Origin of the sequence: Bacillus sp. FJAT-18017, from assembly GCF_001278805.1 — a bacterium.
In the GTDB taxonomy this organism is placed as follows: Bacteria; Bacillota; Bacilli; order Bacillales; family Cytobacillaceae; genus Bacillus_D.
The window spans coordinates 2,977,263-3,002,311 of sequence record NZ_CP012602.1; the positions used below are offsets into that span (position 1 = coordinate 2,977,263).

Annotated in this window: 20 protein-coding genes and 1 pseudogene; 6 read left to right on the forward strand and 15 right to left on the reverse strand. The window is 44.8% G+C overall.

All coding sequences use genetic code 11. The annotated features are described in order from the left end of the window. Window positions 1-194: 194 nt before the first annotated feature. The 6 genes from pruA to kynU form a co-directional block, all read right to left on the reverse strand. On the reverse strand, window positions 195-1,826 hold the full coding sequence (pruA, locus tag AM500_RS14015) for an L-glutamate gamma-semialdehyde dehydrogenase (protein WP_053599774.1): 1,632 nt from the start codon (window positions 1,824-1,826) through the stop codon (window positions 195-197). A gap of 114 nt (window positions 1,827-1,940) precedes the next feature. Further along, a complete protein-coding gene (locus tag AM500_RS14020) occupies window positions 1,941-2,684 on the reverse strand; it encodes a Cof-type HAD-IIB family hydrolase (RefSeq protein ID WP_053599775.1) in 744 nt (247 codons plus the stop codon). Window positions 2,685-3,240: 556 nt separating this feature from the next. Next, a complete protein-coding gene (locus tag AM500_RS14030; protein ID WP_442853972.1) occupies window positions 3,241-5,409 on the reverse strand; it encodes a peptidoglycan D,D-transpeptidase FtsI family protein in 2,169 nt (722 codons plus the stop codon). 212 nt (window positions 5,410-5,621) lie between these two features. Next, window positions 5,622-6,467, reverse strand: a complete 846-nt coding sequence (gene kynA, locus AM500_RS14035; protein ID WP_053599778.1) for a tryptophan 2,3-dioxygenase — start codon at window positions 6,465-6,467, stop codon at window positions 5,622-5,624. Then, a complete protein-coding gene (kynB, locus tag AM500_RS14040) occupies window positions 6,464-7,102 on the reverse strand; it encodes an arylformamidase (RefSeq protein WP_053599779.1) in 639 nt (212 codons plus the stop codon). Before kynB ends, kynA begins: the two co-directional genes overlap by 4 nt. Beyond that, window positions 7,099-8,370, reverse strand: coding sequence for a kynureninase (gene kynU, locus AM500_RS14045; protein WP_053599780.1), 1,272 nt, complete (start codon window positions 8,368-8,370; stop codon window positions 7,099-7,101). Before kynU ends, kynB begins: the two co-directional genes overlap by 4 nt. A 143-nt stretch (window positions 8,371-8,513) precedes the next feature. Here kynU and AM500_RS14050 point away from each other — a divergent pair, with 143 nt between their 5' ends. Continuing rightward, window positions 8,514-8,921 (forward strand): VOC family protein, encoded by a 408-nt coding sequence (locus AM500_RS14050; protein ID WP_053599781.1) that lies wholly within the window; start codon window positions 8,514-8,516, stop codon window positions 8,919-8,921. Between the two features lie 314 nt (window positions 8,922-9,235). Here the strand turns inward: AM500_RS14050 and ppc are convergent, their stop codons facing one another. Next, complete coding sequence (gene ppc / locus AM500_RS14055) at window positions 9,236-11,983, reverse strand: phosphoenolpyruvate carboxylase (protein ID WP_053599782.1); 2,748 nt, start codon at window positions 11,981-11,983, stop codon at window positions 9,236-9,238. Between the two features lie 224 nt (window positions 11,984-12,207). Between ppc and AM500_RS14060 the strand changes: the two genes are divergently transcribed. The 3 genes from AM500_RS14060 (at window position 12,208) to AM500_RS14070 (ending at window position 15,846) form a co-directional block, all read left to right on the forward strand. Next, window positions 12,208-13,152 (forward strand): aldo/keto reductase family protein, encoded by a 945-nt coding sequence (locus tag AM500_RS14060; protein ID WP_053599783.1) that lies wholly within the window; start codon window positions 12,208-12,210, stop codon window positions 13,150-13,152. Between the two features lie 148 nt (window positions 13,153-13,300). Beyond that, complete coding sequence (locus tag AM500_RS25065) at window positions 13,301-13,453, forward strand: YpzG family protein (RefSeq protein ID WP_082347417.1); 153 nt, start codon at window positions 13,301-13,303, stop codon at window positions 13,451-13,453. 290 nt (window positions 13,454-13,743) lie between these two features. Next, window positions 13,744-15,846 (forward strand): transglycosylase domain-containing protein, encoded by a 2,103-nt coding sequence (locus AM500_RS14070; protein ID WP_053599785.1) that lies wholly within the window; start codon window positions 13,744-13,746, stop codon window positions 15,844-15,846. Between the two features lie 40 nt (window positions 15,847-15,886). On the opposite strand, the gene AM500_RS14075 is transcribed toward AM500_RS14070, so the two are convergent. Together AM500_RS14075 and AM500_RS14080 are read right to left on the reverse strand one after the other, a co-directional pair. Further along, a complete protein-coding gene (locus AM500_RS14075) occupies window positions 15,887-16,288 on the reverse strand; it encodes a hypothetical protein (protein ID WP_053599786.1) in 402 nt (133 codons plus the stop codon). Between the two features lie 125 nt (window positions 16,289-16,413). Continuing rightward, window positions 16,414-17,292, reverse strand: a complete 879-nt coding sequence (locus AM500_RS14080; RefSeq protein ID WP_197282704.1) for an SMP-30/gluconolactonase/LRE family protein — start codon at window positions 17,290-17,292, stop codon at window positions 16,414-16,416. A gap of 585 nt (window positions 17,293-17,877) precedes the next feature. Here AM500_RS14080 and AM500_RS14085 point away from each other — a divergent pair. Together AM500_RS14085 and AM500_RS14090 are read left to right on the forward strand one after the other, a co-directional pair. Next, entirely contained in the window at window positions 17,878-19,329 is a 1,452-nt protein-coding gene (locus AM500_RS14085) for an alpha-amylase (RefSeq protein WP_053601730.1), read from the forward strand. 254 nt (window positions 19,330-19,583) lie between these two features. Continuing rightward, window positions 19,584-20,138, forward strand: coding sequence for a hypothetical protein (locus AM500_RS14090; protein ID WP_053599787.1), 555 nt, complete (start codon window positions 19,584-19,586; stop codon window positions 20,136-20,138). A 66-nt stretch (window positions 20,139-20,204) separates the two neighbouring features. On the opposite strand, the pseudogene AM500_RS14095 reads toward AM500_RS14090, so the two are convergent. From AM500_RS14095 to AM500_RS14120, 6 genes and pseudogenes are all read right to left on the reverse strand, one after another. Further along, window positions 20,205-21,049: pseudogene (locus AM500_RS14095) on the reverse strand (aldo/keto reductase). A gap of 299 nt (window positions 21,050-21,348) precedes the next feature. Continuing rightward, a complete protein-coding gene (locus AM500_RS14100) occupies window positions 21,349-22,533 on the reverse strand; it encodes a M20 family metallopeptidase (protein WP_053599788.1) in 1,185 nt (394 codons plus the stop codon). 146 nt (window positions 22,534-22,679) lie between these two features. Then, entirely contained in the window at window positions 22,680-23,459 is a 780-nt protein-coding gene (locus AM500_RS14105) for an ABC transporter permease (protein ID WP_053599789.1), read from the reverse strand. Beyond that, window positions 23,456-24,364: an ABC transporter ATP-binding protein gene (locus AM500_RS14110; RefSeq protein ID WP_053599790.1), complete on the reverse strand. Its 909-nt coding sequence runs from the start codon at window positions 24,362-24,364 to the stop codon at window positions 23,456-23,458. Before AM500_RS14110 ends, AM500_RS14105 begins: the two co-directional genes overlap by 4 nt. Then, complete coding sequence (locus AM500_RS14115) at window positions 24,364-24,564, reverse strand: PLD nuclease N-terminal domain-containing protein (protein WP_043932738.1); 201 nt, start codon at window positions 24,562-24,564, stop codon at window positions 24,364-24,366. Before AM500_RS14115 ends, AM500_RS14110 begins: the two co-directional genes overlap by 1 nt. A gap of 191 nt (window positions 24,565-24,755) precedes the next feature. Beyond that, the gene (locus tag AM500_RS14120; RefSeq protein ID WP_053599791.1) at window positions 24,756-25,034 is read right to left on the reverse strand and encodes a hypothetical protein; all 279 of its coding nucleotides are present in this window, start codon (window positions 25,032-25,034) and stop codon (window positions 24,756-24,758) included. Window positions 25,035-25,049 lie beyond the last annotated feature (15 nt).

Here is a 25,049-nt window from a genome sequence, read left to right on the forward strand (position 1 = left end):
TGACTACTTACTGGACTCGCCCGGGTATCCTTATGAGACTCATATGAGCCGATTTGCTTCGGATATGAGCCTCATATGAGCCAATTTTGCCCCGATATGAGCATTTAGACATTTACTGGAAAAAACTTAAGTTTAACCAATCAAAAAAAAGAGGCTGAAACGAATTCGTTTCAACCTCTCTTCATTATCGAATATTATTCTTCATCCATAAATGGATAAGCTACTTCTGTAGTTGGAGCAAAGTTTTCTTTGATAACGCGAGGGCTGGTCCAACGAATCATGTTGAATACAGAACCTGCTTTATCGTTTGTTCCTGATCCACGGGAACCGCCGAATGGCTGCTGGTTGATCATAGCGCCAGTTGGCTTGTCATTGATGTAGAAGTTACCTGCTGCTCCGGACAAGCGGCGTTCCAGATGCATGATTGCCTGGCGATCTTGTGCAAAGATAGCACCAGTTAATGCATACATGGAAGCTGTATCCACTGCATCCAATGTTTCTTCCAGTTTGTCATTCTCATAAACGTAAATGGTGAGGACTGGTCCGAAAATCTCTTCACACAACGTTTTGAAGTTTGGATTCTTCGTCAGAATGATGGTCGGCTGGATGAAATATCCTTTAGAATCATCATACGTACCGCCAGCAAGTATTTCTGCGTCTTCAGAAGCTTTTGCAGCTTCAATGTAGCTGACAATTGAATCAAATGCAGGCTTGTCGATGACAGCTCCCATGAAGTTCCTGAAGTCGCGGACATCGCCGACTTTAATTTTCGCAACTTCTTCCAACATGCCAGCTTTTACTTCTTCCCACATGCTTGCAGGAATGTAAGCACGGGAAGCTGCTGAACATTTTTGTCCCTGGTATTCAAATGCACCGCGGACAAGGTTGGCTACAACTTTATCAGCTTGCGCACTTTCGTGTGCAAAGACAAAGTCTTTACCGCCTGTTTCCCCAATTAGGCGAGGATACGAGTGGTATCTATGGATGTTTTCGCCAACTGTTTTCCAAATTGTCTGGAACGTGCTTGTTGATCCAGTAAAGTGGAATCCGGACATACGAGGATCCGTCAGTACCACTTCTGATACCTGTGAACCACGTGATGGAACGAAATTGATAACACCTTTTGGCAATCCTGCTTCTTCAAGGATTCGCATAAAGTAGTAGTTTGCAAGGATCGAAGTTGATGCTGGCTTCCAAACAACCACGTTACCCATCATCGCAGGTGCTGCAGGCAGGTTCCCGCCAATTGCTGTGAAGTTGAATGGAGAAATCGCCAATACGAAGCCATCCAATGGACGGTAATCTGTACGATTCCAAATATTCTTCATGCTTGCAGGCTGGATTTGATAGATTTGATTTGCGTAATCGACACCAAAACGCAAGAAGTCTATCAATTCCTGTGCAGAATCGATTTCTGCCTGGTAAGCTGTTTTGGACTGGCCAAGCATAGTTGCAGCATTCATGACATCACGGTATGGACCAGAGATTAGGTCGGCTGCTTTAAGGAAAATAGCTGCACGGTGTTCCCATGCCATATTTGCCCATTCTTCTTTCGCAGCCATTGCTGCTTCAATTGCATCACGCAGTTCTTTTTCCCCGGCCTGGGAGTAGTTGGCAAGAACATGCTGATGGTCATGCGGCATAACAACTTGCTTGATTGTATCTGTCTTTACATCCTGGCCATTTATAATGACAGGGATCTCAACTTTGGTTTCAGATTGTCGTTTTAATTCAGCTTTTAAGGTTTCCCGTTCTTTTGTACCTGGTGCATATGTGTTGCCAGGCTCATTTGTAGGTGTCGGGATTTTAAAAATTCCATTACTCATTCGTACCCATCCCCTTCTGCAATAAAATTATATAGGTATAACTACTCATACCGACAAATTATAACATACTTTAACGAATCTTGCCTTCTTTGTCTCTCCAAAAGTGCTTTACCTTTAAAGCACCCATTTTTGGATTGCTTTTGCAACTCCATCTTCTGTGTTTGGTGCGGTGACCCAGTCTGCTGCCTCCTTGACTACGTCCTGGGCATTGCCCATCGCGATGCCAAGCCCTGCTTCTTTTATCATAAGTATGTCATTCAGGCTGTCACCGACTGCCATCACGTTTTCCATTTTGATCGAAAGCAGATCGCACACCTGATTCAACGCTGCGGCCTTATTGATCCCGACAGAATTAACCTCGATATTGGTCGGGCTTGAGTTGCTGACTTCGAGCTCGCCTTTTTCCTTGAGCAACGCTAAAATTGCCGCCCTAATTTCATCGTTTGGTATATCAAAACCAAACTTCAACCATTCACGCTGATCGAAGTCGTCCGGCATCTTCTCTCTGAAAACCCCGTTTGTGCTGATTGCCCAGAACTTAGTTTTATGTTCAGTAGATAGATCGTGCATCCACTTCATTAATGGAATGCTGACAGGGTTTCGGGCAACGAGCTCTCCATCCGGCCCCCAAACTTCTGCACCATTTACGGTCACCAGGTATGAGGATAATTGCAGGGATACTGCATATTCCTTGCAAGTCGCCAGGCTCCGCCCTGTACTAAGGACAACCTTTACACCTTTAGCCTCCGCCTGCCTAATAGCTTCACGATTTGCCTCCGAAACTTTGTGCACTTCATTCAGCAATGTTCCATCCATATCCAATGCAATCAGTTTAATGTCTAGCTGGTCTTTATTCATGCTTCACACTCCATGGCTTGTTTAGTTTCTCTTCTATAAATACTAGCATGATAAAAGAAGTATTTAAAACAAGAGGCCTCTCAATCGTTTTGGACTTGAAAAAACTAAAAGCAACAGGACTCTTTTACGGTCCTGTTGCTTAATGGTTTTCATTTAACTTTTAAGCTATGTTAAACACGTTGTTGATTTCCACTCCACAAAGGAAAGCTTCTGGGAATAAACATCGCAGGGACAGGCGCCCTTTGCCTGTCACGAGGCGCTTCGCTTTCCACGGGCGGCCTGGGAGCCTGTCTAGCTGCGGCTCCTAGCTCCTCGAGGTCGCTTCGGTCCTTCAGCGCTTGTCGGAGCTGGGCAGTCGCCTTCGCTTTCATTTCTCCTCAGCGCGAGCGCCTGTGGGGTCTCCCACTGACCTTTTCTCCCGTAGGACGTTGGGTAATCTTCCCAGAAAAAGCACCGCAGGAGAAAATGCGGTCTTTGCATTTTCGAACGAGTCTTCGCGCCTTCCGCTCCAACCAACAATGCTAATAAATCAAAAATATCCACTAACAGCTAACTTTTAAGGGGTTGTAGCGCTATTTTCAGCTGGCTCGTTTTCTTTTTGCCGCTTTTCTTTAAGCTCAAAATACGCATCGAGCACTTTTTTTCCAATCGTGCTATTATAACCGGGACCGCGGCTTCCTGAATAAGCCCATGGCACAACGACCGCCATTGCCACTTCCGGTTTATCAGCCGGAGCATAGCTGACCAGGCTGAGATTCATAACCGCAGGAGGGATTTTCCCGAAGTTTTTCCGCTCAAAGCCATCATAAAAAGATTCAGCAGTTCCGGTTTTTCCAGCTGGATTGTATGCTGCTTTGGAGAATGTTCGAGTTGCTGTTCCTTCAGAACCATGCATGACGCGCCAGAACCCTTTATGGATTTGATCAATCCAAACCTGACTGCCATCGAGTTTGTTCAAGACCTTCGGCTGAAACTCCTTGATCAAGGGGCCGAGTTCCTTATTATCCAATTCCGGCTCGCGTATCTCTTTTAAAATATGGAGTTGAACCCTTTTTCCTCCATTGGCAATTGTGGAAACATATTGCGCCAGCTGCATCGGGGTATACGTATCATACTGGCCAATCGCCAAGTCTAGCAGCTTGCCCCCTTCTAATGGACCCGGGAATCCCGCCGACTCTCCAGGAAGGTCAATGCCTGTTCTGGTTCCTAGCCCCAACTGGCCGAATGATGATCTCATTTTATTAAAACCATCCAAATTTATACTTAAAGGCTGATTGGGTTTATAAAATGCTCCTCCAATTTTTATCGCAATGTGAAACATATAGACGTTTGAGGAAAGCTCAAGGGCCCTAATATCATTAGTTGTGCCAATCCCAGCTTTCCATGAAGATTTTTCATCTGTATCTTTAATCAGTAAGGGGGCGTCATAAAATGTAGAACCGGGTACTATCACACCTTCTTTAAATCCTGTATATATGGTTGCTCCTTTTACAGCAGAACCGACATTATAGGATGTGGTAAAGGTACCTAAGGCATAATCGCCCATTTCATACTTTCCCGTTTCCTTATCTCTCTCAATCTTTTTCCCGGCCATGGTCAGGATCTCGCCGGTATGTGGATTGGTAAGGACAACAAATGCCCTATCAAGAAGAGGTGAACTGCCGCTTCTTTTTCCAGCCCATAGTTCGTCTTCAATTATTTTCTCAACAGCTCTCTGCAGGTCCATGTCAATGGTTAGGACAATGTCCTTTCCCCGTTTTCCCTCTGACACAAGCTTCGTCTCAATAATTGTCCCTTTCTTATCTGTTTCGTTTTTGACTTGGGCCTTCTGGCCTCGGAGAATATCCTCATATTGCTGTTCGATATAGCTTGTACCAACTCTGTCGTTCCTGCTGTATCCCCTCGACATATAGTAGTCGAGCCTTTGTTTCGGAAGCCCCTTTTCATCATCAGATACATTACCGAGAATCGATCTGAGGGTGTCCCCGAATACATGCTTCCGTTTCCAATCAGTCGTCGTATCTACTCCGGGAAGATCTTCAAGGTTCTCACTTACCGCAGCGAACTCCTTATCGGTTACGATTTCAGCATCTTTATCATCTTCAGGGCTTTTCTGATTTCTGCCGCTTTTAACGATTTGAGGCGACTGCGCATAGCCTGCTTTAAACTTCCTGTAAATAGCGAGCACTTCCATTTCAGTTCTGTCGCTCGTGATGCTTTCAAGTTCGGCTTTTGTCACCCGTTCTACTTGAAGCCGGTAAATATCCTTGTCTTTCAATTTCTTTTCATCATATAAATCCCATTCTTTTATGGTTATTTTAGCTTTTGCCTCTTTCTCGTTATTCAAAAGCCAGTAATCTATTAATTCCCACTCGGGTATTTTCCCCGGCTTTTTATCAATCAGTTTTGCCAGTTTCCTGGCAGTTTCAAGCATTTCTTCTGGTTTGGTGTTCTGGTATTTCGTATAAATAATTGCATTTAAAGGAGTATTATCCACGATAATATTTTTGTTCCGGTCATACATCTTCCCCCTGGGAACAGGATATTTTACAGTAACATCCTCAGTCCGTTCTACTTCTCTCTTAAAATCATTGCCATACACAATTTGGACGATGCCTAGCCGAACAATCAACATGGAAAACAATACAAATACACCTAGGAACAGCAGGTTCAACCTGAGAGGTACATATCGCTTTTTCTTTTTCTTTTGCTTCAAATTCTTCACATCCTAGCATCTATATATTTCCATTTTATCGGCAATAGGTTACTTTTACCATAACAATCTGCTGGAATTTGTAGAATTGTTAGTTATTTGTGTAAAAAAACAAGGGAACCCGCCGCTGGCTCCCTTGTTTCTTTGTTTATAATTATTCCTAACGTGAAATACCACGGTTAACCGTTGGTAATAAGAATCCTCTATCCTCCCACGCCACTAACCTAAAGTTCTGTTCTGATTGCCCATAGCTCAGGGAAAAATCGCTGGTCGAGCACTTTTTTCAGGTAGCCTACTCCAGATGAGCCGCCGGTCCCCTTCTTGAAGCCTATGATTCTTTCAACCGTCTTCATATGGCGGAAGCGCCATTGCTGGAGCCAGTCTTCGATATCAACCAGCTTTTCGGCGAGCTCGTACAGTTCCCAATAGACTTTCGGGTTTTTGTAGACTATCATCCAAGCAGCTTTGACAGACTCGTTCTCCTTGTACGCCTTTGTAAAATCCCGTTGCAGAACCTCTTCATCCACTGGAATCCCGGCCCTATGAAGCGCATCGATTGCCACATCATAGAGTCCGGGAGCTTCGTACGCTTTTTGGAGCACCTCCAATAACTCGGAATCCTTTTGATAGATTTTGAGGATGTGAGGTGTTTTGTAACCAAGCGCGAATTCAAGCATTCTGTATTGAAATGATTGAAAGCCTGAAGCCTGGCCAAGGGAATCGCGGAACTCCGTATATTCAGAAGGCGTCAGTGTCGAAAGGACATCCCAGGCCTGAATAATTTGTGATTGGGTCTTTGAGACACGGGCCAGGTTTTTTTGAGCAGAAGCCAGGTCGCCTTTTTTTATAGAAACAATTGCCGCTTGAACTTCATGGAGAATCAGTTTCATCCATAGCTCGGTCACCTGGTGGATGATAATAAATAACATTTCATCATGATGGCCGGTCAAGCGACTTTGTGCTGACAGAATTTTATCCAGCTGCAAGTATTCACCGTAGGTCATATTATTCGAAAAATCGGTATGGATGGTTGATTCAGATTTGGTTGCATTGATTTCTTCGTTGCTCATGCAGATCCCCCTTCCAGTCTTCTAAGCACTGCACGGACTGGGCTTCCGTCAGCATCTTTTAGCGGAAGCGGCAGTGCAATCAGCTCATACTCACCATCTTCCACCCTATCAAGCATGATGTTTTCCAAAATATGAATCCGATGCTGATGAAAGGCATGGTGCGTTTCCATGTCCTTGCTGTCGAGCGGGTCAACGGACGGGACATCGACGCCGATTAAGATAACGCCCTTTTCACCAAGATAAGCCGCAATGTCTGCTTCAATGACCGGAATCTTTTCAGGAAATAGCTGCGGGTTATTCGGGATGGATGTTTTCAATAACAGCCGCTTCACTCCGTCCAGGTTGAAACTACTTAGAGCATTTCTATCAATCCTGGAAAAAGAAGAAACATCTATCACCCGGGCAGCCCCAATAAACACCTCAATATCAAGGTCGATGATTTTGGCGCCACTATTATCAAAATGAAACGGCGCGTCAACATGGGTTCCTGTGTGAAGGCTTGTGGTGATACGGCCGATGTTGACGGAGCCCGTTTGTTCCTTTGTAAAAGCAGTTTCATAGCTAAATGGCGTGTCACCTGGCCAATGGCCAATTGTATCATCTAGTGGTTGTGAAATATCGATCCATTTTTTCATGCCACAACTCCGCGTTTGTTTTCGAACTGCTTGTATTTTTCATCGACCATAATTGCTTTTAGAATTTGGACGGTATTCCAGACGTCCTCGAATGTATTGTAGAGGGCTGCCGGTGCAAGCCGGATTCCATTCGGCGAGCGAAAATCCGGGATGACTCCATCCGCCTTCAGTGCCTTGCAAATCCTCGCTGCTTCCGGATGCTCCAGAAAGATATGCCCTCCGCGTGTTTTAAAATCCAGAGGATTTCGTATAATCAATCCATGGTTTTTCAATTCACTTTCTATCAAGCGCATAAGATATTCTGTCAATCCCAGTGATTTTTTTCGAATTTCTGCCATGCCAGCCTCTTTGAACATTTCAAGAGAACCGATTAGTGGAGCCATGCTGAGAATGTTTGGTGTGCCAATCTGAAATGCTCCAGCATCATCCGCTGGAGTCAGCGCGTGTTCCATATCGAATTGCTTTTCCTTGTTGGAGCTGAACCAGCCGGCAAGACCTGGCACTGTTCCGAAATGGCGGTTGTTTACGTATAGGCCGCCAGAGGCTCCCGGTCCTCCGTTTAAATGTTTGTATGTGCACCAAAACGCGAAGTCGACATCCCAACTGCTAAGCTCATGAGGAATTGCCCCAATCGAATGGCAAAGGTCGAAACCGATCGGGATACCACGTTTGTGCGCTTCTTTTGTTAAAAGCTCGATATCAAGGACTTGACCGCTCCGGTACAATACACCAGGCAGAACAATCAAGGCAATATCCTCCGACATGGCACCGATGATGTCTTCCTCTCGCAGTGTTTGGCCGTCACGGCTTTTCACTCGAATTAGATGCTCATCCGGGTCAAAACCTTTTAATTGAAGCTGGCTTTGCAGGGCATAAATATCGCTGGGAAAATTGAGTTCGTCCGCGAGAATCTTTGTTCTTTTTCCGGAAGGTTTGTAAAATGTTGCAGCAAGCTGGTGAAGGTTCGCCGTGGTAGTCCCAGTTACAATCACTTCCTCGGCAGCTGCTCCAACAAGCGGAGCCATCTTTGCCCCGAGAGTTTCGGCGAGGTAAAACCAGGGATTTTCCCCGGAAGTCCAGCCGTCAATTCCAAGCGTTTTCCACGATTCCATAAGTTGAAGCAGGGACGCCTCTGCCCTTTTCGAAAGAAGCCCCAGAGAATTGCCATCCACGTAAATCATCCCTTTGTTTATATAAAATTCATCCCTGAACCTTGCAAGCGGGTCCTGCCGGTCAAGTTCTTTTGCAAATTCATATGTAATGTCCACAAAAACCAACCTTTCAGAAAATTTAATCCATTTAATAAAATTATAGGGGTTTGCTTATCATGCCGTCAAAAATTTCAAGAATAGAGGATTTTCACATTGCAAGAGAGAATACTATTTTCTATGACTGGAAAGGGGTTGTATAAATGAAACAGCATATTACGCCATATCTTAGTTTTAACGGAAATGCCCGCTCTGCTCTGGAAAAATATCAGGATGTTTTCGGGGGCGAACTTGAGGGTCTGCAAACGTACGGGGAGGCTGATTATCCAACACCGCCTGGAGCCAATGACCTTCTCATTCATGGCCGGTTCCGCAAAGGTGACCTGACCATCATGGTCTCAGATGCAGCTGCAGGACATGAAGTTACAATAGGAAGCAATGTTTCACTTGTTCTGGAATTTGAAAGTGAGGAAGAAATCAGAAATGCCTATGAAAAGCTTTCTGATAACGGCACAGTTTACATGGAACTGCAAAAAACATTCTGGGGAGCGACCTACGCCAAGGTCCGCGATGAATTCGGAATTACTTGGGAGCTGAACTTCCAGGAATAGATTTTATCGGAAGTCCGGCTGGTGCCGGGCTTTTTGATTTTGTTGATCGAAATCAGCTCTATTGTGCCGTTGGTTGGCAAACGCTAGCCTATTATGTGCACTTTTTTAATCTCTATGGGCACTTTCTCGATTTCTATGGGCACTTTCTTTATTTCTATGGGCACTTTTTCGATTCCTATGGGCACTTATCTATTTCATGTATTCTGGTTTTATTTTTATGTAATTCATTTTTAGCGACTCCGCTACTAGTACTATTTACAGCTTACTACCGTCCAGGAAAAATAAGGCCCCCTTCTAAGAAGGGAGCCCCATTATCAGCCAGTATTCCTAAGTCCTGCAGCAATGCCGCTGATAGTCAATAGAATCTCATTCATCAACTCATCATCATTATGATCCTTCGCTCTCAATAGCTTAATCAGCTCTACCTGGAGGAAGTTAAGCGGGTCGATATAAGGATTACGTCTGCGTACAGATGCCTTGATGTTCGGTGAGTGATCAAGCAGTTCCGAATCTCCGGAAATTTGAAGCAGAATTCTTCGGGTCCGCTTGTATTCGTCTTTAATATTCCTGAAAATCCGATCCCCTGCTTCCTTATCATCGACGAGGGCGGCATATTCCCTTGCTGTCGTGATATCGGCCTTTGTCAGGGCCATTTGCAGATTGTCGATAGTCGAACGGAAGAATGGCCACTTTTCGTACATTTCCTGAAGCAGTGCCATATTCTCCTCGCCTGCCTCGGCAAAGCTTTCAAGGCCGGTCCCTGCCGCATACCATCCAGGAAGCAGCTGCCTGCTTTGAGTCCAGGCGAATACCCAGGGAATCGCACGAAGATTTTCGAATTTCTGGGAATTCTTCCTTGCCATCGGACGCGAACCAATATTCAGTTCACCTATCTCATTCAACGGCGTTGCCTGGTTAAAATAAGTCAGGAAGTCTTGATCCTCGAATACCAGTGATTGGTACTTAGCGAGTGACGCCGCGGAAATTTCCTCGATTGCCACAACAAAACGCGGGTCCCGGAAATCCTGTTCAGACTCTTTTGATACATGAGTCGCCACCTGCAGCATTGTTGAAGTTGCCTGTTCAAGGCTTCGGTAGGCGATATCCTCAAGGAGATAGCGGGATGAAAGAACTTCACCCTGCTCTGTAATTTTAATGCCATCACCAAACGTTTCCGCCGGCTGCGACAAGAGGCTCCGATTCAATGGACCGCCGCCGCGCCCTAGCGAACCGCCGCGGCCGTGGAAGAACTTAAGACCGACATTGTATTTCTTCGCCATCTCATGAATTTCCAACTGTGCTTTGTACAGCTTCCAGTTCGCCGTCATGGTGCCGCCGTCCTTGCTTCCGTCCGAGTAACCAAGCATAATTTCCTGGCGGTCGCCAAGCTTTCTTAAATGCTCTCGATATAAAGGTATGTTGAAAAGAGTTTCCATGATTTTCGGTCCGGCTGTCAGGTCATCAATTGTTTCAAGAAGCGGTGCTACATTCAAATCCGATTCAACCGACCCATCTACATGGAGCCTGTAAATGCCCGCTTCTTTTGCTAAAAGCAGTACTTCAAGCAGGTCGCTGACAGACTCTGTCATACTAATTAAATAAACCGAAATCGACTGTCTGCCGAACTCCTGATGAGCTTCACGGATTAGCTGGAAAACACGGATCATTTCCTGTGTTTCAGGTGAATAATCCTCATGCAGAAGGAGCACCGGCCTTGGGTCCTGAAGCAAATTCAAAAGGATTTCCTGCTTTTTCTCCTCTGGCAGGCTCCGATAATCCTCGGCAATCCGGACCTTGCGCAAAATCTCAGTTATTGCGGCCTCATGTTCGCCGCTATGATTGCGGATGTCGAGAGTCGCAAGATGAAATCCAAACAGATTTACCTGGCGGATTAATTTTTCAAGCATCTTTAGCTCGCGGTTTGCCGGATGGTGGGTATATACACTGCGGCGGACGATTTCGAGATCTTCGAGAAGTTCCTCGGGTCCATTGTACCCAACCTCACTTTGCCCTACCTGCTTTACTCGCTCAATCATAACAGCGAATTTGCGGCGGTATTGTTCCTCTTCCACAGTCCATCGCTTTTCTTCCGGCAAAAATAACTGCTCGTCCCGCTTTACTGACTCAATCAATTCATCACTGATCTCTGCTCTTGATGTAGCATGACTAAACCGTCTCATCAGTTCCACTAGTACATTCCGATACTTTTTCAAAACAAGCTTGCGCTGGCGTATCAAGGTTTCCCATGTCACTTCCGCAGTTACATGAGGATTGCCATCCCGGTCGCCGCCAATCCATGACCCAAACCTAAGGAATGTCGGCACCTTCCACTTTTCACCAGGATAATAGTGGACAAGGCACTCCTCGACCTCCTGATGAATATCAGGCAGTACATCAAAGAGGGTTTGATCGAAGTAATAAAGGCCATTCCGCACTTCATCGATGACCGTCGGTTTTCTGTCACGCAGTTCATCTGTCTGCCAAAGAGCTGCTACTTCATTAAAAAGGCTCTCTTCGATTTTCGTACGTTCTTTTCTTGATAAAAGAGGATTATCGAGACTTTTTAATAAATCAGCAATCCGCTTCTGAATCTCTAGGACAGAACGCTTCGTCGCTTCAGTGGGATGCGCTGTGATGACCAGTTCAAGCGACAATTCAGCAAGCACATTACGGATGATTTCGGGATCAATCTCATTTTCCTTTAAAGAAAGGATTGCCCGGTCAATTGAACCCGGCTGCTTATCAGCATCCTCATTTAACTGATATTCCCGCCGCCTGCGAATTCGGTGGTTTTGCTCTGCGGCATTGATTAAATGGAAGTAGGTCGCAAATGCCCGTATCACTTGTCTCCTAAGGTTTGGATCAAGGTTTGCGATTTCCTGCTTAAGTTCATCGTAAATGCTTTTATTAAAATCTTCACGGAGGTCCTTGCACATCAGCCTGAGTTTTTCGACCGTTTGAAAAAGTGCCTCTCCTCCATTGAATGTAAGGATTTCCCCCAGGATATTACCTAGCATTTTCACATCCCGCCTAAGCGGAAACATGCTGTCATTCGTTGCCATTGACTCACCTTCCCAACACATTTCTATAAATTTTCTTATTACTATAACACGAAACCTTCCCGTCTGTATATTTTCGTATTTTATAATAAATTTACCATTCGGAATATTGCGCTTACTAAGAGCCGCTGGAAATTGTCTTTTTATCCTAACCAAAAATTGCTCCGTTTAGTGGAAATGTTGTACATTAAGTTCGAAACCCAAACTATTTTCTGGAGGAAAAAATGATGCAGTATCGCAGATTAGGGAAAACCGGTTTAAAGGTTAGCGAAATCTCGCTCGGCAGCTGGCTCACCTACGGAGGCTATGTTGAGGGCCAAAAGGCCGAGGCCTCGATTGATAAAGCCTACGAGCTTGGCATTAATTTCTTTGACACAGCCAATGTATACATAAAAGGTGAAGCTGAAATCGTCGTCGGAAAGGCGCTCAGTAAATACCCGCGTGAATCTTATGTGCTTGCCACAAAGGTTTTCGGCAAAATGGGCGAAGGACCAAACGACAAAGGCCTCTCCCGCAAGCATATTACCGAACAAGCAAATGCAAGCCTGAAGCGGCTCGGAACCGACTATGTTGATCTCTATTACTGCCACCGCTACGACCCTGAAACACCGCTTGAGGAAACGTTGCGCGCGCTCGATGACCTCGTGCGCCAGGGAAAAGTTCTCTATATCGGCGTTAGTGAATGGACAGCCGAGCAAATCACTGACGCCGTACACCTTGCCGATAAAAAGCTTCTTGACAGAATCGTTGTCAACCAGCCGCGATACAGTATGCTTCAGCGCTATATCGAAGAAAGCATCCTGCCCGTAAGCGAAAAACACGGCATTGGCCAGGTAGTCTTCTCCCCGCTTGCTCAGGGTGTCCTGACCGGCAAATACCAGCACGGACAAGTTGCACCTCCGGGCAGCCGCGCTTCCGTAGAGGGATACGAGTCTCTGTTCGGCCTATTAACTTCCGAAAACCTAAACAAAGTCAATCAGCTAAAGTCGGTCGCGAACGATCAAGATTTAACACTGTCCCAACTCGCCCTAGCCTGGGTTTTGCGCCAGCCTGGAGTATCAAGCGCACTTATTGGAGCAAGCCGCCCCGAGCAAGTCGAAGAAAACGTCAAAGCCAGCGGTGTCAAGCTGGATTCAGAAACAGTAGCGAGAATTGAAGACATATTACGCTAATGCTTTTTTTGAAAAATTGGCTGTTGCCCTCGAGAAAGTAGCTCATGCCTACAACCAAGGTTTAATTTCCACCCATTTAACAAAAGATAACCTAAAGGCTATTGATGAAGCCTTCGTTTCACAAAATCCTGCACCCGAGGTGAATCGAATGAGCTACAGGAACATGCTAGACCCACGTTCAGGGCTTTTTCACCACGCAAATGCACGCCGGAAGCACACCAAATCGCAGCTTAACGGAGAAACGCGCATGTCTCAAACAGAGATTATCCTAAGGAGCAACGCTAAAGCGCACCGCTGGTAATCACTGGGCAGGTGAAACGAAAGGAGCGGCATCCTTCAAGGGGTGCCGCTTCTTTTTAACGTTTTATATATTTTGATAACCCCCGTAATAATTGTAAATACTTCCGATATAAGTAGTAATAGTCGAGGCTGCATCCAATACCTGAATGGTTCCTCATCCCCTCCTGTATAAGGTTTAATCTCCAAAAAACCAAGTGTCATTAACGCACTTTCTATCCACACTTTTGTGTTTTTTCGCTCGTTTTGGTATCCTTCTGCTATACGACTTTAGTGAATGAAGGTAGATTTTTTATGATAAAAGAAAAATTGATTGCCCTTTGGGATTGGATAAAGCGGTTCTGGAAAAGGAAGCATTTAACACAGATTCTTCTCCTTATTGGACTCATAACAATATTACTAACTATTTTGTTTTTCGCTTTCCTGGCCAGCCGCGCGAATGTTGAATCGCTTAAGGAAGGTTTGAGCCAGTCGACCGTCATTTACGACGGAAATGGAAAGAAAGCGGCGCAAATTACCGCAAACCGCGTTGGGGGTACTAAAATTGAGGAAATCCCCCAGCATGTAAAGGATGCTGTTCTTTCAATTGAAGATGAAAGGTTTTATCAGCATAACGGTTTTGATATAAAAGGAATAGCGCGTGCGTTCTTTGGAAACCTGTTCGCAGGCCAGATAACGGGCGGCGGCAGCACAATCACCCAGCAGCTCGCCAAAAACGCACTCCTCTCACCTGAACAGACGTATAGAAGGAAGGCTGAAGAACTCTTCCTGGCAGCTGAGCTTGAAGATGCCTATAAAAAAGATGAAATCCTTGAAATGTATCTGAACCAGGTTTATTTCGGAAGCGGAGCCTATGGAATCGGCTCGGCAGCCAAGAAATACTTCAATAAGGATATTAGCGAAGTAACAATCAGCGAAGGAGCTGTACTGGCTGGCCTGCTTAAAGCACCTTCGGCCTATGACCCGTTCAGGAATTACGACCGAGCCTTGGATCGCCGGAATATTGTTCTTGGGAAGATGAAGGAACTAAAAAAGATTTCGAATACGGAACACAAGCAGGCAGTTTCCGAAAAAATAAACTTAAATGATGGCGGAGGAACACCAGTTGAACGGAAGTTCCCTTATTATGTTGACGCAGTCCTTGATGAGGCTGTCAAAAAATACGGCCTTACACAGGATGAAATTTTAACAAGAGGCTATCGCATTTATACTCAAATGAATCCAGACTTGCAGACCGCACTAGAGAATGTTTATAAACGAGACTGGCTGTTCCCGCGCGGGAGGGGCGGCGAGATTGTCCAGAGCGGGGCCGTTCTAGTATCGCCAAAAACAGGCGGAGTTCTGGCTGTTGTCGGCGGGCGCGGCGAGCATGTTTTCCGTGGCTTCAATCGCGCGACCCAATTGAAAGCACAGCCAGGTTCAACGATGAAACCTCTTGCTGTCTACACACCTGCTCTGGAGGAAGGCTACTCGGCAGATTCTGAACTTATGGACGAACCGATGGCATTCGGGGATTACAAACCGGAAAACGCTACGAGGACTTTTCTAGGCAAAGTTCCGCTGTATGAAGTGGTTGAAAAGTCGCTCAATGTGCCAACCGTCTGGCTTCTGAACGAAATCGGGGTTTCCAGAGGTGCGGAAACAGCGGAGAAATTCGGTATTCCAATTCAAAAGGAAGACAGGAACCTTGCACTCGCGCTTGGCGGCATGCACCATGGCATATCCCCTCTCCAGCTTGCATCAGCCTATTCTGCACTTGCGAATGGCGGCGAGCGGAATGAAAGCCATTTTATTACGAAAATCGTCGGTCCGACTGGGAACGAAATTGCCAGTCACGATGAGAAGTCAGTAAAGGTAACTTCAAGAGGAACAGCCCGTGAGATGACCTCAATGCTGCTTCGAGTGGTTGAAAAAGGAACTGGAAGGTCTGCGCGTGTGCAGGGTCTTGATATCGCCGGTAAAACTGGTTCTACCCAGCTTCCGTATGCCGACATTAATGGTATAAAGGACCAGTGGTTTGCTGGCTATACACCTGAAGTTGCAGGTGCCATCTGGCTTGGCTATGACCGTACCGACCGTGAGCATTACTTGACTACTGGTTCATCACAAGGCGCAGCGCCTCTCTTCGGTGCAATAATGAAGGAGGCAAAGCCCTTTTTAGAAGAAGAATCCTTTGGTATAAATACTGCTGGCGAAAAAGCTGATCCTTTGATATCAACTGGAGATTTTCTCGAAAAAACAGAAAAATTCAGAGAAGAAGTCAGCAAAACCGCTGAAGCTGCGGAAGAAACTATCAAGGAAAAAGCGCCTGAATGGAGAGAAGCAATCGGACGTGGTGTGGACTCAGTCGTCGAAGGCTTCGGGAGGCTGGCGGATAAAATCAAGGAGCTCCAATAGAAATGATTAAGTGATTTTGAATACTAAAAAAGCTCATCCCTTAATGGGACGAGCTTTTTTTGTGCCGTTTGATTGTAGTTACGATATGCTTTAGTCCTTCGACAGGCTGCTTGAATGAAATTTTTCTGATTTCGGTTTTCTTTGTTTCGTTGCGGCGGGCCTCAAGTTTTACTTCAATATACTTATAAGCCTTATCGATTCTCAACACTTTTACCAAAACAAGCAAAAGGTAAAAGAACGAACGGATTGCTCCCTGAGCTAATCTATAAAATATATTCGGTTTCTGAACCTGTTCGGTTCCAACAACAGTTGTTTCAATCTCAGATGTGTCTTCCTGGCTGATCCATTTGTCGTAAAGCCGATTTCTCCAAAAATATTGGCCTACTTCTTCAATTAGGATCAATACGAGCAACACTCCAATTGCAACAGCCGCCCACTCCATAGACACATCCCCTTTTTCAACAGTTTATGTTCCTACCTTTCCCTTTACCTCTGATTGGAAAAATTAAACTGATTAATTGGGATATTATTTCTTTTTTAAAAAAACATCAAAACAAAACAACCAACTCAGCCCATATATTGAAAACTTGGCAAGCCTTTTGTAGCGGTCCTCACTTTGAAAACTCCTCCGGCATTCGGGTACTTCTTCAATTCTTCTTCAGACATTCCATCGCGGGCAGTTGTCACATATAAATCCAAAAGGTCTTCCCCGCCAAATGCACACGACGTCACATTTTGTGCCGGGATTTCAACTTCGGTCACCAAATTTCCAGTTGCCGGGTTCCAGCACGATACCTTTCCTCCGCCCCAGTGAGCAATCCAGAGGCGGCCCTCGCTGTCAATCGTCATACCGTCAGGGAAGCCCTCCCCTTCCGGAATGGTTACCGCTATCTCGGGATTGCGAATGCTGCCCGTTTCAAGGTCATATTCAAATCGAACGACATTTCGTGTTGGCGTATCGATGAAATACATAAACCTATGGTCAGGCGACCAGGCGAGGCCATTTGATATGCCAAGTCCATCAAGCTTCTTAGTAAGAATGCCATCGGTTTCCAGGCAATAAAGCGACCCCTGGCCTTCCTTGCCGCTCATACTCATCGTCCCAACCCAAAACCTTCCCATCGGGTCGCATTTCCCATCGTTAAAACGAATATCCGGGTTATCACCCTCAGGATTGATAATTAAATCAAAGCTTTCCAGTTCGAGATCAACATAATACAAGCCGTTTTCAAGCGCGGCGACGGCTCCTCCGGATTCCCTCGGTACAATTGCGCCAATACGCTGTCCTGCTTCAATGGTCCGGCGCTCCCCGCTTTCAAGGTTGAAGCTATGAATCATCTTTCCTTCAATATCAACCCAATACAATTCACCGGTTTTTTTATCCCAGCTCGGCCCCTCACCAAGCACCGACTTTGAATCTATAAAAAGTTCCACATCTCCAATCATCATGACCCTCCTCATTCAATACGTCCTACCTGATTTTAACCTTTAAAAGACATAAGCAAACCTTCTCTATATCGAAAAACTGCCAGGCATCATCTGCCCGGCAGTTTGTAAGAATCTTTAATCATCCATTGCCACATGTTCTTCAAGCTCCTCATAACAATTAAGAAACTTCGCGTTGACCGGGACTTCATATGTGCTTACACTAATTTGATGCACATCTAAACGATACGCCTTAATAGCTCCCTGAAAAATCCAACAGAGTAATATGTGTTGCCTGATAGTAGACCATGATGGCGGCAATTACGATAAGAGCCACTACTACGTATTTCCACTTTTTTACTAGCATTTCGGTCTCCTCCCCATGGACCCTGTTTTCTTCTTCTAACTTCCCATGTACTGTGTATCTTCATTATAATCCGAAAATCGAAGTCCCCCTTATGCGATTTATGTCAGGAATGCAAACGATTTTTGACCAATTTGTCAAAATTTTTTGGTAACCGCTTTCAAAGGGTTGAGTTTGGTTTCATTTGGGTAAAAGACATTGTTAACAGTATGTATAGCTTATAACGGGGAAGGATTTGCATGATGAAAAAAAATAAGACGATGATGCAGTTTTTTGAATGGCATTTGGACGCAGATGGAGGCCATTGGAAGCGCCTAAAAGAAATGGCTCCAGCTCTCACCCATATGGGGATTGATGCGGTTTGGATTCCTCCAGTTACCAAGGCAACAACAGCTCAAGATAATGGCTACGCCCCCTATGACCTATACGACCTTGGTGAATTTGATCAAAAGGGCTCGGTACGGACAAAATACGGAACCAAGGATGAACTCCTCGAAGCAATCAAAGCCTGCCATGACCACGGTGTGGAAGTTTACATTGATGTTGTTATGAACCATAAAGCAGGTGCCGATGCGATGGAGAAATTCGAAGTTGTTGAAGTCGACCAACTGAATCGGAACGAAGTCATCTCTGAACCGTTCGAAATACATGGCTGGACGCGCTTCGATTTTCAGGACAGAGCCGACAAATACTCCACCTTCAAGTGGAACTACACTCATTTCAACGGCACTGATTATGATGAAAAAACAGGACGAACCGGTATTTTCCGAATCCTCGGTGAAAATAAATCCTGGAGCGATCATGTTGATGATGAATTTGGAAATTATGATTATTTGATGTTCGCTAACTATGATTATGACCATCAGGACGTCCATGATGAAATGATCAGCTGGGGCAAATGGCTTGCTGACATAACAAATTGTGATGGATACAGGCTGGACGCGATTAAGCACATTAACCATAAATTCATTAATGACTTTGTTCATACTTTGACAGAACACCGAGGCGAAGACTTCTACTTTGTCGGGGAATTCTGGAAACCAGACCTTGAGGCATGCCAGCAATACCTTGATATCGTCGACTTTAACATTGACCTATTCGATGTTTCTCTACATTATAAATTGCACGCTGCATCAAAAGCTGGACGGGATTTCGATTTAACCACCATTTTCCACGATACGCTTGTCAATTCACACGGCACCCATGCTGTCACATTTGTCGACAATCACGATTCTCAGCCCCATGAGGCGCTTGAATCCTGGGTCGAAGATTGGTTCAAACCAAGTGCCTATGCGCTCATTTTACTCAGGCAGGACGGTTATCCGTGCGTATTTTACGGAGATTACTTTGGAATCGGCGGGCCAGAGCCAAAGCCAGGCATAAAAGAGTGCCTCAACGCCTTGCTCAAAGCAAGAAAAACAAAAGCATATGGCGATCAGGACGATTATTTCGATCATCCCAATACAATCGGCTGGGTCCGAAAAGGCACTGATGAAATCGAAAAGTCTGGTTGCGCAGTACTCATTTCAAATGGAGACGCTGGAGAAAAACGAATGTACGTCGGCGAGCACCGCGCAGGAGAAAATTGGCGTGATCTCACCGGGCACAGCCAGGATGAAATTACTATTGAAGAAGACGGCTGGGCCACTTTTACAGTAAACGCAGGCAGCCTTTCTGTCTGGGCCCTTTTGTGAAAAATGGCCGATGCCATCTGGGGATGAACACGCCTAGTTCACTTTAGCCGCAAATTCAGTTAGGAGTATAGTCTCTTTTTTCGAACGTTAACTGGGTTTTAAAGCCAACCATATCAATATAAGTGTAAAAAATCTGCCAAATACGACCATTCATTCCTCTCTTCATACCTGTATAATGTAGAGTGAAAGACACCTTATTTTTCCAATGAAAGCGGGATGTCGCTATGTAGACGAGCAGGATAAGATGGTTTGTTGTGACGGTTATTTTCGGAATGATGTTGGCAGGATGCACCTTCGAGACTGCCGAGGAGCTAGTCCAGCTGGCAGAGAAAAAGAGCATCCTGCTTCAAAATGAAACCGATTATGAGAAACGGTTTGAAACATACGGCGGAAATGCTTTTTCAGCAATTGACCGGCAAGTACTCCTTGAAGCAAGGGAAGCGTATGAACAAGCACTTGCAGAAATGAAAATAGTCAAGAAACAGGAACAATCAGACGAATTACAAGCCAGGCTAGAACTAGTGAAGGATTCCCTGGATCAAGCAGATGCATACGAAAGGCTTAGAATGGAAGCCTTATCAATGGAAAAATCAACCGAAGAAATCGTCAATCTACTTTTTGAAGGCGAGTCCGATTTAGCCCTTATTTCCCGTTTGGATGATTTCAAACGGAACCTTGAGCGAATCAGCAAAAGTTCAGAGTCGCTTGAAGGATTAATGAAGGAACACTTTGACACATTGTATGTTGAACCTGCCGAAATAACGCTCCGTGAAGCAATGAATTCTTTGGATGGTGTCAGTGACTATTAACAAAAAGGTGGTCTCCTATTTTAGGAAACCACCTTTTTGTTTACTCACAGGCATTAATGCATACTTTTAAAAGTTAAAATTATCCGGATCGGAACCGACACGTTGATTTTTGTTTAAAGCATCGATTTTTGCCATATCCTCGCTTGAAAGTCCAAAGTCGAAAATTGAGGCATTTTCAACAATCCGCGTTTCCTTAATGGACTTTGTAATGGTGATAACGCCATGCTGAAGATCCCATCGAAGAATTACTTGAGCAACGGATTTGTTATACTTACCCGCGACTTCCTTCAATGTTTCATTTTCTAGAAGCTGTCCTTGTGCAAGCGGAGACCATGCCTCAAACTGGATGCCCTGCTCCTTCAGAATTCTCGAAGTTCGACCTGTGCCAAATGGGGGTGTAATTCGACCTGATTAACCATTGGCTTAATCTCTGCATCCTCAAGGATATCTTTCAAATGGTGAACATGGAAATTGCTGACCCCGATTGCCCGGACCTTACCTTCTTTATATAATGTCTCAAGCGCGCGCCAGGTTTCCTTGTACTTCCCTTTCACCGGCCAGTGAATCAGATACAAATCGAGATACTCCAGCCCAAGACGCTGCAAGCTTGCTTCGTATGCTTCCAAAGTTGTCTCATATCCTTGATCGGAGTTCCATACCTTTGAAGTTACGAATATATCTTCTCTTTTTAATCCATTTTCCTCAAGTGCTTCACTCAATGCCTGGCCAACGCCTTCTTCGTTTTTGTAAACAGCTGCCGTATCAATGCTCCGATAGCCATTGCGAATCGCTGCCTTAACAGAATCGATAACTTCCTGGCCTTCCTTCACCTTGAAAACGCCGAGCCCAAACCAAGGCATCTCAACACCATTATGAAGTGCCACAGTATCGTGCAAATGTGTTGCTGTCATCTGCTATTCCTCCTAAGACTTCTATGTATATGCAAGCGGACTACTTTGTCCCGCTAAACATTTTTATCATGCCACTCTATTTCCATGATAGCAATTACAAAGTGTTATGCTGAACAACTTTTTTAGTGCCTGAATTCTATCGTATTTCCAAAACAAATAACCGTACGCGCATGGGTGCTGTACGGCTTTTTTGTAATTCCTCAAGAACCGATGACCCCTGTCAATCGTGGCTGGAAAGAATCGTCCCTCGTTTTATCGTATGTTTATTTATGAAACTGGTTTTGGCATAAACCTGTGCATTACACTAAAAACTTAAATGTTGCATTTAGGAACATCTTTACACCAATCTCAAGCGCATCTTCATCAATGGTGAAACGCGCATGATGGTGTGGATAGGTAATACCTTTTTCTTCATTTCCCGCCCCAACATAGAAAAACGCACCAGGAGCCTTTTGCTGAAACGCTGAGAAATCCTCACCGCCCATATTTGGCCTCATTAAATCAAGTGCCTGTTCACCAAATACTTCGCGAACTGTTTCCTCGATTACCCTTGTGACTTCCGCATCATTGATAACCGGGCGATAACCGAATTCATACTTGAACTCGTATGTCGCACCGTGCGCTTCGGTAATCCCTTTTATCACCCGTTCCATTGTTGCAGGAACTGTTTCGCGAAGCTTGGGATCAAAACTGCGCACTGTTCCGCACATTTCCACAGACCCCGGTATGACGTTGTGGGTTGTCCCGCCAGTGAACTGGGTTACTGACAAAACAAGATTATCAAGTGGATCCGTGTTTCGAGAAACGATATGCTGCAGGTTGGTCACGACTTGTGCAGCAATGGCAATCGAATCAATCGTCTGCTGCGGCAATGCAGCATGGCCGCCTCTACCCCTTACCGTAATCCAAAACGCATCTGGTGAAGCCATCATCGGTCCATAGACAACACCTACTTTTCCAAATGGCAATGGTGACCATAGATGGGTTCCGATAACAAGATCAACGCCGTTCATGACTCCAGCCTCAACCATTTCCTCTGCACCACCAGGGGCAATTTCTTCAGCGTGCTGGAAAAGGAAGCGGACTTCACCTTTTATATTTTCCTTAAGGCCGCTCAAAATTTTGGCGGCTCCCAGCAGCATTGCTGTATGTCCATCATGTCCGCAGGCATGCATGACGCCAGGAGATTTGGAAGCAAAATCAAAATCGTTCTCTTCCGTAATTGGCAGTGCATCCATATCTGCACGAATTGCAAGCACCTTGCCTGGCTGGCTGCCAATCAGCCTGGCCATTACACTTGTTTTTGTCGGACGGGATAATTCCAGTCCACCAAAAGACTCCAAAGTTTCATAAACAAACTGAGCCGTTTTTTCTTCCTGAAAAGATAACTCAGGATTGCTATGTAAATACCTTCTCCATTCAATGACCTGGCCTGTAATGCTTTCTGCCAGCTGATTTAAATTTATCGTTGCATTTGTACCCATGTATGAATCTCCTCCAACAATTAAATATTTCGCTATTCTAAATACTTATACTTTACAGCAAAGCGTCATTGTTTTAAAGCAAAACCTTTTGCTGAAAATCATTTAAAAAACGCCATCCGCTTCAGGGAAGACGGGATGGCGTTTTATTAGGCAGCTAGTTCCTTCCTTCGAAAGATAATGATTGAAAGAATAAGTAAAATTACAATAACAATTACCGCGAGTATAGCTGCCATAACTGAATGTTGCGGTAAGCTGCCTTCAACAACAAAAGTTCCAGCATAGTCGGATAGCTGCGCCGGGCTCCATTCAAGCGCATGGGAAAGAGTACTGCTGACAATTGTAAGTAAAATGACAGAACCAAGCGCAGCAAAGCCAGCTGCTCCGGAAACAAAGAAAAGGGAGCTGAAGAAGATTGCTACAGTCACAACAAATGTCAGCCATAAACCTTCAAGGAAAAAGGCGCCAAAAAAGTTACCCATATTAACCCAGTCAAACAATAGTCCGGTATAATACCAGGAAGCTATAAACCCGATGAAAAACGACAACCACACAAGCAGCAGCATTCCTGCCCATTTTGCAGTGATAAACGACCTATACGAAACGGGTTTTACAAGGATCATAGCTGCTGTTCCGCTCTTTCGTTCCCCAGCGACTAGTGACATCGTTATAAGGACGACAATGAGTACTCCAAATGTGTTATATTGGGACATACTTACAATCAGAACTTCTGGAGGACTAGGTTCCGGAATACTTATTTCTGACCCCTCTGGCAAACCGCCAACGGCATTCAGGATATCTTGCATATAATAACTGACTAATGGTTCCTGGACTCCGAGCAGGATGAACGTTATTGGAACCCAAATCCACTTGAAGTTTCTCCACATCTCGAGGATTTCCTTTTCAAAAAGGGTTAGCCACTGTTTCATATTGCCACCACCTTCATGAAAATGTCCTCTAATGTCATGCTGCTTGTTTCAAACTTTGTAAGCGGCACATCGTGGTCTGCCGCCTCCTTTAAAAAGACTCTCCTGGCCAGGTCAATATCGCTCACGTAAACATTAAGCTGGCTGCCAATGACATTTGAATTTTGAACAAATGGATAGGAAGTAAAGGATGAGGCAAAAATTTCTGCTTTATCTTTGAATTGCAGCTCAATTTTGGACTCGCTGTGGCGCTTCCTCAAATCATCCATTGTTCCTGATTCGACGATTTGCCCATTATGTAAAAAAAGCAGCTCGTCACAAACCTCTTCGGCATCATTCAATATATGAGTCGAAAAAAGGATTGTTGTTTCTCTTTTCAGTTTTTCCAATAGTTCAAGGACTTCCCTCCGTCCAAATGGATCCAGGGCTGAAACTGGCTCATCAAGCATGATCAGCTTTGGGCGATGGATGAGTGCCTGTGCTATCCCCAATCTCTGTTTCATACCCCCCGAATATTTGCCTACGGCCCTTCGGCTGGCGTCTGCTATCCCTACCAATTCCAATAATTCACTCGTCCGCTGTTTCGCTTCTTTCGTCGAGAGACCTGCAAGCCTCCCGGCATAACTAAGAAACTCTGAACCTGTCATCCAGTCATAAAATACTGGATATTGTGGCAGATACCCTATAAACTTTCGGATATCCTCGCCTTTTTGAGCATCGTTGAACACGATAGTTCCAGAAGAAGGTTCCATTAATCCAGACAGCATCCGCAGTGTTGTTGTCTTTCCGGCCCCGTTTGGACCAAGCAAAGCTGTACATTTTCCTTTTTTTAAAACAAAATCAAGGCCCTTGATGACTTCATTCCCCTTGAAGTTTTTCCTCAGCCCATCAATTTGGACAAGAGGCATCAGTAATTTCTCCTTCCAAAAACAAAATAAAGAATCGGGCCGAATGTGGTAATAACGACTATAACAATTGCCCAAACCCATTTAGGACCATTCGTCCTCTCTATACGAATCAGATCAACCAACGCCACCACTAGCAACAGTAGTGAAATCAACAGCACCGGAAGCAGCAAACCCCAGCTAATTCCTTCTAAAGCTTCCATAAAACATCCCCCTATTCGTGACTTTCCACCTAATCTAAAATAAGTATATCAAGAGTTTACAAAAAATCTACTCATTATTTTCATTTTTGATAATAAAATTTTCAAAGATTTAGTAATAAGTAGATATAACCAAAGTTTATTAAGGATTGCCTGTTATTTTAGAACTAAAAAAAGAGGGGTCTTACCCCCTCTTAATGCTCTTTCGTTCTATAATGGCAAAACAAGATTTCAGCCACGGTGAGCAGGACTGCAGCAATTCCAAACATGAGTACTCCGAGAACCTGGCTAATTCCGTCTATTGCAATTTCGAAGAACCACAGATAGGAACATAACAAAAACAGGATTGAATTTATTCCGGTAAAAAAAATCCCATGCTTCTCGTATTTGTTTTTAATGCGAATGAATGAAAAAACGATTCCTGCTACAAGAAACAACGTGATTGCACTGAAAAAAAACACGGTATCTAACATCCTGCCACTCCTCCC

Bases quoted from the DNA above. Each gene is read 5' to 3' on its own strand.
- pruA (WP_053599774.1), bottom strand. From the start codon at position 1,826: ATGAGTAATGGAATTTTTAAAATCCCGACACCTACAAATGAGCCTGGC.
- AM500_RS14020 (WP_053599775.1), bottom strand. From the start codon at position 2,684: ATGAATAAAGACCAGCTAGACATTAAACTGATTGCATTGGATATGGAT.
- kynA (WP_053599778.1), bottom strand. From the start codon at position 6,467: ATGAGCAACGAAGAAATCAATGCAACCAAATCTGAATCAACCATCCAT.
- kynB (WP_053599779.1), bottom strand. From the start codon at position 7,102: ATGAAAAAATGGATCGATATTTCACAACCACTAGATGATACAATTGGC.
- AM500_RS14050 (WP_053599781.1), top strand. From the start codon at position 8,514: ATGAAACAGCATATTACGCCATATCTTAGTTTTAACGGAAATGCCCGC.
- ppc (WP_053599782.1), bottom strand. From the start codon at position 11,983: ATGGCAACGAATGACAGCATGTTTCCGCTTAGGCGGGATGTGAAAATG.
- AM500_RS14060 (WP_053599783.1), top strand. From the start codon at position 12,208: ATGCAGTATCGCAGATTAGGGAAAACCGGTTTAAAGGTTAGCGAAATC.
- AM500_RS25065 (WP_082347417.1), top strand. From the start codon at position 13,301: ATGAGCTACAGGAACATGCTAGACCCACGTTCAGGGCTTTTTCACCAC.
- AM500_RS14070 (WP_053599785.1), top strand. From the start codon at position 13,744: ATGATAAAAGAAAAATTGATTGCCCTTTGGGATTGGATAAAGCGGTTC.
- AM500_RS14075 (WP_053599786.1), bottom strand. From the start codon at position 16,288: ATGGAGTGGGCGGCTGTTGCAATTGGAGTGTTGCTCGTATTGATCCTA.
- AM500_RS14080 (WP_197282704.1), bottom strand. From the start codon at position 17,292: ATGATTGGAGATGTGGAACTTTTTATAGATTCAAAGTCGGTGCTTGGT.
- AM500_RS14085 (WP_053601730.1), top strand. From the start codon at position 17,878: ATGAAAAAAAATAAGACGATGATGCAGTTTTTTGAATGGCATTTGGAC.
- AM500_RS14100 (WP_053599788.1), bottom strand. From the start codon at position 22,533: ATGGGTACAAATGCAACGATAAATTTAAATCAGCTGGCAGAAAGCATT.
- AM500_RS14105 (WP_053599789.1), bottom strand. From the start codon at position 23,459: ATGAAACAGTGGCTAACCCTTTTTGAAAAGGAAATCCTCGAGATGTGG.
- AM500_RS14110 (WP_053599790.1), bottom strand. From the start codon at position 24,364: ATGCCTCTTGTCCAAATTGATGGGCTGAGGAAAAACTTCAAGGGGAAT.
- AM500_RS14115 (WP_043932738.1), bottom strand. From the start codon at position 24,564: ATGGAAGCTTTAGAAGGAATTAGCTGGGGTTTGCTGCTTCCGGTGCTG.
- AM500_RS14120 (WP_053599791.1), bottom strand. From the start codon at position 25,034: ATGTTAGATACCGTGTTTTTTTTCAGTGCAATCACGTTGTTTCTTGTA.